Below are 4,185 nucleotides of genomic sequence, written 5' to 3' on the forward strand. Positions count from 1 at the left end.
ATCAACAAAAACGAGCGTCGCAAGAAGCTCGTCAAGCAGTATGCGGACAAGTACGCGAAGCTGAAGGCTATCGCGGACGACAAGAATGCCGACGAGACCGACCGCCTGATGGCCCGTCTCAAGATGGCTGAACTGCCGCGCAATGCGAACCCGACCCGCGTACGCAATCGCTGCAACACCACCGGCCGCCCGCGCGGCTACTATCGCAAGTTCGGGCTTTGCCGCGTTGAACTGCGTGACCTCGGCAACAAGGGCCTGATTCCGGGCCTGACCAAGTCGAGCTGGTGAGGTAAAGACAGATGGCTATGACCGATCCCCTGGGTGATATGCTCACCCGCATCCGCAACGGCCAGCGCGCGAAGAAGGACAGCGTCCTTTCGCCCGCCAGCAAGCTGCGTGCAAACGTTCTGGAAGTGCTTCAGCGCGAAGGCTACATCCGTGGCTTCAGCGATGACGCTTCAGGCAAGCACCCGCAGCTGCGGATCGAACTGAAGTATTTCGAGGGCGAACCTGCGATCAAGCATGTCGCTCGCGTCTCCAAGCCTGGCCGCCGCGTCTACTCGGGTTCGAAGGAACTCCCGGTTGTGCGCAACGGCCTGGGCATCACCATCGTCTCGACGCCGAAGGGCGTGCTTTCCGACGCGGAAGCCCGTTCGCAGAACGTCGGTGGCGAAGTGCTGGCGGAGGTGTTCTGATGAGCCGCATCGGCAAGAAGCCGGTGGCGATCCCTAGCGGCGTCACCGCCAACATCGATAACGGCACGCTCAGCGTGAAGGGTCCCAAGGGCACCCTTTCGATGGGCCTGTCGGACCTGGTCGAGTACAAGCTTGACGATGGCGCGATCGCGGTCGTTCCGGCCAATGACACCAAGGCTGCTCGCAGCCATTGGGGCATGCAGCGCACGCTGGTATCGAACCTGGTCGAGGGCGTAACCGAAGGTTTCACCAAGGTGCTCGAGATCAAGGGTGTCGGCTATCGTGCCAATGCCCAGGGCAAGACGCTTAAGCTGCAGCTCGGCTACTCGCATGACGTCGATCTCGCCGTGCCGGAAGGCCTCGAGGTGAAGACCCCTGATCAGACCACCGTCGAGATCTCGGGTATCGACAAGCAGCAGGTCGGCCAGTTCGCTGCCGAAGTGCGTCGCTGGCGCAAGCCCGAACCGTACAAGGGCAAGGGTATCGCCTACCGTGGCGAATACATCTTCCGCAAGGAAGGGAAGAAGAAGTAAGATGGCCAAGCTTTCCCTTTTCGAACGCCGCCGTCGCCGCGTGCGCACGGCTCTCAAGGCCCATGCCAGTGGCAAGCCGCGTCTGTCGGTGCACCGCACCGGCAAGCACATCTACGCGCAAATCATCGACGACGCCGCGGGCAAGACCGTGGCTGCCGCTTCGACGCTCGGTGCGAAGGCTTCGGGTGCCAATGTCGATGCCGCCAAGAAGGTCGGTAGCGAGATTGCCGCTGCTGCCAAGAAGGCTGGCGTGACCACCGTCGTTTTCGATCGCGGTGGCTTCCTGTTCCATGGTCGCGTCAAGGCGCTGGCCGACGCCGCTCGCGAAGGCGGGCTGGAGTTCTGATGATGGCTGACGAAACCAACACCGAAGAAACCGTAGTGGACGCTGTGGCGACCACTGAACAGCCGGCTGCGGAAGCAGCTGCGCCTGAAGGCGCCGAAGGCGAAGGCCGTCGTGGCCGTGGCCGGGGTGGCGAGCGTGGCGAAGGCCGTGGCCGTGGCCGTGGCCGCCGCGACGATCGTCGCCAGCGTGAAGAAGAAGATGACGGCATCATCGAGAAGCTCGTCCACATCAACCGCGTCAGCAAGACGGTGAAGGGCGGTAAGCGCTTCGGTTTCGCTGCTCTCGTGGTTGTCGGTGACGGCCAGGGCCGCGTCGGCTTCGGCAAGGGCAAGGCCCGCGAAGTGCCCGAAGCGATCAGCAAGGCGACCGCCGCTGCGCGCAAGAAGATGATCCGCGTCGCGCTGAAGGAGGGCCGCACCCTTCATCACGACGGCAAGGGCCACTTCGGCGCCGGCAAGGTCACCGTTCGCACCGCGCCTGCTGGTACCGGCATCATCGCCGGCGGTCCGATGCGCGCCGTGTTCGAGAGCCTCGGCGTTGCCGACGTGGTGACCAAGTCGGTCGGTACCTCGAATCCCTACAACATGATCCGCGCCACCTTCGACGCGCTCAGCAGCCAGACTTCGCCGAAGTCGGTCGCCCAGCGTCGTGGCAAGAAGGTCGCCGACCTTCTCGGTCGCGGTGGTGCGTCGGAGGCAGAGGCTGAAGCCGATGCCGCCGCTATCGCGGAGTAAGATCGATGGCCAAGACCAACACGATCAAGATCAAGCAGGTCGGTTCGCCGATCCGCCGTCCGGAAAGCCAGCGCAAGATCCTCATCGGACTTGGGCTGAACAAGATGCACAAGGTCGTTGAGCGCCAGGACACCCCCGAGGTGCGCGGTGCGATCGCCAAGGTTCCGCATCTGGTGCAGATCGTCGACTGACGATCAGTCCGATAGGTTGAAATGACTGAGCCCGGGGGCCGGAAACGGCGCCCGGGCTTTGTCGTATCTAGATGCCCAGTTCGATCATCAGCTTGCGAATATTGGCGCAGTAGCGATCGAAGGTGAAGTCTCGGGCCCTGTCTTGTGCCTTTCGGCGCCAGGACAGGAGCCGTTCGCGGTCGGACATTGCTTCGAGCAGCGCTCGTTCCACCGCTTCGACCGTGAGCTGATCCAGGATGATGCCTGTATCTTCTGTACCGCCCAATCCGGCATTGCGGGACTGGATCAGTGCGAGCCCGCTGGCCAGGCCTTCAAGAAGGGTGATGGCCGAGCCTTCGAAATAGCTGGGCAACACGAGTACGTCGTGTTGCGCCATGACCTGCGGTACCTGACTGCGAGGAACTTGCGCGATGTGCGTTACTCGATCGGCATAGCGCGCGAACGTGGCAATCGGCATGTCCAGCGATCCCAGTAGTGTTAGCTGCGCCTCCCTGGGCGAGATATTCAGGAAGGCCTCTAGTAGCAGGTGCGCACCCTTGCGAGGGCCGATGCCGCCGACAAACAGGAACTTGACCGGTTCACCTTCAGGGCGTGGATGAGGCGGAGGCACGGTGCCGAAGAGCTGTTCGTCGAAACAGTAGGGCAGAACCCTGATCCGTTCGGCAAGTTTGGAGTCCTTCATTTCGGCAAGGATCGTGTCGCGCACGAAGGGGCTGCCCGCAACGATCAAATCAGCGAGGGATAGTTCGTCCTCCGTGCGGACCAGGATGTGCTCGGGTATTTCGCGACGAATTGGGATGAAGAACTGCGGCCATCCGGAGTGCAATTCGGCCATGACGCGATTGAGCGCCCGGCGCGGCGCAATTGTAACATCGAGGATCCGCTTGGTCGAACCGTCGCCCAGTTTGCGAAATGCGTCGAGGGAACAGTTGTCGTAGCCCCAGATTGCGGAGGCTCCAGCCCTGCGGGCTGCTCCAGCAGCAAACCTGCCGAAGCTGCGGTTTCCAGCAGTATCGAGCCAGCGCGCCAGGCTTGGCAGGCCGGCGCGCGCTGCCATCCGCTCGCCCCATTCATGCCACCCGCTGGTTCGGATGAGCTCTGGATCGACGCCGGGAACTTCGAAACGGCTGAATTCACGATGAAATCTTGGGCCCAGCGATCCAGGTATCTTTGCGAGGGAATAGGGCCATTTATCCGAATTGTAAGAGATCGAAGTGGCATAGAAGGCTAGCCTGCCCAAGTCTTGCAATGCCCGTGCGGTCTGCCAGCTATGCTGGGTCCCAGGATGGAATACTGCGACCTGACCCTGCGACACCCAAACGCTCCCTGACCTGCGCCGTTTCCTATCGCAGCTGAGCAGATTTCCGCAATCGCACAAAGGGGGTGACAAGCGGGCGAACGCCCGCTATCGGCCCCGCTCCACAAAAACGTGCGAAACCCCCGCCGCCAGATTGGCGGGCCAAGCGAAAGCGAGTGCATACGTTATGAAACTGAACGATATCCGCGACAATCCCGGCGCCCGTAAGTCCCGCATCCGCGTGGGCCGTGGCATCGGTTCGGGCAAGGGCAAGACCTCGGGCCGCGGCCAGAAGGGCCAGAAGAGCCGCTCGGGCGTCGCCATCAAGGGCTTTGAAGGCGGCCAGATGCCGCTTCACATGCGCCTGCCGAAGCGCGGCTTCAACAACC

Annotated in this window: 8 protein-coding genes; 7 read left to right on the plus strand and 1 reads right to left on the minus strand. The window is 62.4% G+C overall.

Annotation, left to right across the window (positions count from 1 at the left end; translation table 11 throughout):
* The 6 genes from rpsN to rpmD all read left to right on the plus strand — a co-directional run.
* Positions 1–288: 30S ribosomal protein S14 (gene rpsN, locus AAFM29_RS16630; RefSeq protein ID WP_341713867.1), on the plus strand; the 288-nt coding region annotated here is incomplete at its 5' end.
* Positions 289–299: 11 nt separating this feature from the next.
* A complete protein-coding gene (gene rpsH / locus AAFM29_RS16635) occupies positions 300–695 on the plus strand; it encodes a 30S ribosomal protein S8 (RefSeq protein ID WP_341713868.1) in 396 nt (131 codons plus the stop codon).
* Positions 695–1,228, plus strand: coding sequence for a 50S ribosomal protein L6 (rplF, locus tag AAFM29_RS16640; RefSeq protein ID WP_341713869.1), 534 nt, complete (start codon positions 695–697; stop codon positions 1,226–1,228). The genes rpsH and rplF overlap by 1 nt, the downstream gene beginning before the upstream one ends.
* Before the next feature lies 1 nt (position 1,229).
* A complete protein-coding gene (gene rplR / locus AAFM29_RS16645) occupies positions 1,230–1,574 on the plus strand; it encodes a 50S ribosomal protein L18 (RefSeq protein ID WP_341713870.1) in 345 nt (114 codons plus the stop codon).
* Complete coding sequence (gene rpsE, locus AAFM29_RS16650) at positions 1,574–2,308, plus strand: 30S ribosomal protein S5 (RefSeq protein WP_371830763.1); 735 nt, start codon at positions 1,574–1,576, stop codon at positions 2,306–2,308. The genes rplR and rpsE overlap by 1 nt, the downstream gene beginning before the upstream one ends.
* A gap of 5 nt (positions 2,309–2,313) precedes the next feature.
* Complete coding sequence (gene rpmD, locus AAFM29_RS16655; RefSeq protein WP_341713872.1) at positions 2,314–2,499, plus strand: 50S ribosomal protein L30; 186 nt, start codon at positions 2,314–2,316, stop codon at positions 2,497–2,499.
* A 67-nt stretch (positions 2,500–2,566) separates the two neighbouring features.
* Here rpmD and AAFM29_RS16660 read toward each other — a convergent pair whose 3' ends face one another.
* On the minus strand, positions 2,567–3,556 hold the full coding sequence (locus AAFM29_RS16660) for a glycosyltransferase family 4 protein (RefSeq protein ID WP_341713873.1): 990 nt from the start codon (positions 3,554–3,556) through the stop codon (positions 2,567–2,569).
* Between the two features lie 427 nt (positions 3,557–3,983).
* Here AAFM29_RS16660 and rplO point away from each other — a divergent pair.
* A partial coding sequence (gene rplO, locus AAFM29_RS16665; protein ID WP_341713874.1) for a 50S ribosomal protein L15 occupies positions 3,984–4,185 on the plus strand: 202 nt, incomplete at its 3' end.

The sequence above is a fragment of the Erythrobacter sp. genome (assembly GCF_038133525.1).
Taxonomy (GTDB): Bacteria; Pseudomonadota; Alphaproteobacteria; order Sphingomonadales; family Sphingomonadaceae; genus Qipengyuania.

What these genes read in the sequence shown, in the direction of transcription:
- rpsH (WP_341713868.1), top strand. Translation starts at nt 300, where the DNA reads ATGGCTATGACCGATCCCCTGGGTGATATGCTCACCCGCATCCGCAAC.
- rplF (WP_341713869.1), top strand. Translation starts at nt 695, where the DNA reads ATGAGCCGCATCGGCAAGAAGCCGGTGGCGATCCCTAGCGGCGTCACC.
- rplR (WP_341713870.1), top strand. Translation starts at nt 1,230, where the DNA reads ATGGCCAAGCTTTCCCTTTTCGAACGCCGCCGTCGCCGCGTGCGCACG.
- rpsE (WP_371830763.1), top strand. Translation starts at nt 1,574, where the DNA reads ATGATGGCTGACGAAACCAACACCGAAGAAACCGTAGTGGACGCTGTG.
- rpmD (WP_341713872.1), top strand. Translation starts at nt 2,314, where the DNA reads ATGGCCAAGACCAACACGATCAAGATCAAGCAGGTCGGTTCGCCGATC.
- AAFM29_RS16660 (WP_341713873.1), bottom strand. Translation starts at nt 3,556, where the DNA reads ATGGCAGCGCGCGCCGGCCTGCCAAGCCTGGCGCGCTGGCTCGATACT.